Raw genomic sequence first — 2,036 nt, 5'->3', positions numbered from 1 at the left:
TAGACCACCCTTGCGACAGGCTAAGCCCTGGAAAGGAGAATGGAATGTAGATCCTGAAACCTTTCGAAGCGATCCAGAGGGTTCGACCCCCTCCCGGCAAAGGCGCAGCCCGCCAGCCGGAAGCGAGTCTTGCATGGGCGACGGCAACGCCGCTCGTGAAGCGTAGACAGCGGATGCTGAAGCCATGTGTCAGCCTCGAGATTATGTGCATGCGGAGGCCTTCGGCGTGGGTAGCCCGGGGGCAGCATCGTCGGAACCGCCAGGGCGAGGTTCTGGCGGCTCGGCCGGGGTCTTGGAGCAGGGCAAAGGCATGGGATGGATCGCCAGGGAACCTGTGAGATCCCGCTTACGTCCACAAGCGAAGTACGCCGGAACAGGGACCGCCGGTTGACCATGGGTCCAGGCTCGACGAGCGTCCTCCACGCTCATCGAGAGCGCCTCGGCGAGCACGAACATGGGAGGCGCATGTGGGGCCTGTGACCGAAACTATAAGGGAGCAGGTATGCGTGAGCGGGAAGTCGTAGCGCCTTCATAGTAGCGGTGAAGACGGGGAACTGGGCTCACCGGGACCCGACGGAGCGAAGGGAGGCGTCATGTGTAGAGAACCGTTGACCTGAAACATGGGAGGGGGCTCTGAACCCCACAAACCTGTCTACGAACCGACAACGGATAGCCGAACTGGCGAGGACGAAACGGGGTGTGGCGCTGTGCTCGCTCCACCATGTCATCGATCTGGACTGGATGAAGGAGGCCTACCGGCTGACCCGCAAGGATGGTGCCCCCGGCATCGACGGCGTCACGGCGGCGGACTATGAGGTGAACCTGGAGACCAGACTTCTGGACCTCCTGGAGCGCATCAAGTCCGGCCGATATCGTGCGCCGCCGGTCCGGCGGGCCTATATACCCAAGGCGGATGGGTCGCAAAGGATGCTCGGCATTCCGACCTTCGAGGACAAGGTGGCGCAACGCGCCATTACGATGGTGCTGGAGACCGTCTATGAGGAGGATTTCTACCCCTGCTCGTACGGGTTCCGACCGGGCCGCTCGGCCCATCAGGCGCTCCGCAATATGCAGAACGTGCTGTGGGCAAAGCGGCTCTATTGGGTGATCGATCTCGACATACAGAAGTACTTCGACTCGATTCCGCACTCTCACCTCCGGGCGTTCCTCGACCAGCGAGTCACGGACGGCGTCATCCGACGGATGATCGATAAATGGCTGAACGCAGGAGCCGTCGAAGACGGTCTTCTGCGCCGAACGGCCGAAGGATCCCCGCAAGGAGGCGTGGTCTCGCCCTGCCTCTCGAATATCTTCCTGCACCACGTGCTGGACGAATGGTTCGAGACCGAGGTGCGGCCGCGGCTCCGTGGGGGCTGTACCATTGCCCGCTACGCTGACGATGCGCTCATGGCGTTCGACAACATCGTCGACGCCCAGCGTGTCCTGGCAGTGCTGGACAAACGTCTTGGACGGTTCGGGCTTACGCTCCACCCCGACAAGACGCGTCTCGTCGACTTTCGCCCGCGAAGGACGGAGAGCACACGGCATCCGGAGACGGAAGGCGCCAACTTCGACTTTCTCGGCCTGACCCACGTGTGGGGACGGTCGCGCAAAGGCAAGGACATGGTGATGCAAGTCACGGCCAAGGGCCGTTTTGCCCGTGCGCTGGCTGCGGTAAGTGACTGGTGCCGGAAACACCGGAACTGGTCGATCCGCGATCAGCATCGCCATCTCTCGTCCATGATGCGGGGCCACTTCGCCTATTATGGCGTCGGGGGAAATGCTCGGCGATTGCGATGGTTCGCCCACCAGGTCGTGAGGATATGGCAGAAATGGCTATCTCGGCGAGATCGTCAAAGCGTGTTCCGATGGACCCGCCTTAACGAAATCCTGAAACGCCATCCGCTGCCGCCAGCCAGGATTCTTCATTCGTTTGCCACCGTGAGCGAAACTCTACCATGAGGAACCGGATGCGGGAAAACTGCACGTCCGGGTCTGTGAGGGGTGGGGGCAGTAACGCCCCCACCTACTCGGCA

Annotated in this window: 1 protein-coding gene; it reads left to right on the top strand. The window is 62.0% G+C overall.

Annotated features, from left to right (window positions below; translation table 11 throughout):
* Nucleotides 1-699 precede the first annotated feature (699 nt).
* Entirely contained in the window at nt 700-1,962 is a 1,263-nt protein-coding gene (gene ltrA / locus G6N73_RS35430) for a group II intron reverse transcriptase/maturase (protein ID WP_165034501.1), read from the top strand.
* Nucleotides 1,963-2,036 lie beyond the last annotated feature (74 nt).

Origin of the sequence: Allomesorhizobium camelthorni (assembly GCF_011045125.1) — a bacterium.
Taxonomy (GTDB): domain Bacteria; phylum Pseudomonadota; class Alphaproteobacteria; order Rhizobiales; family Rhizobiaceae; genus Allomesorhizobium; species Allomesorhizobium camelthorni.
Note: the sequence above shows the minus strand (reverse complement) of the source record. Positions and strands in the feature narration are given on the sequence as shown.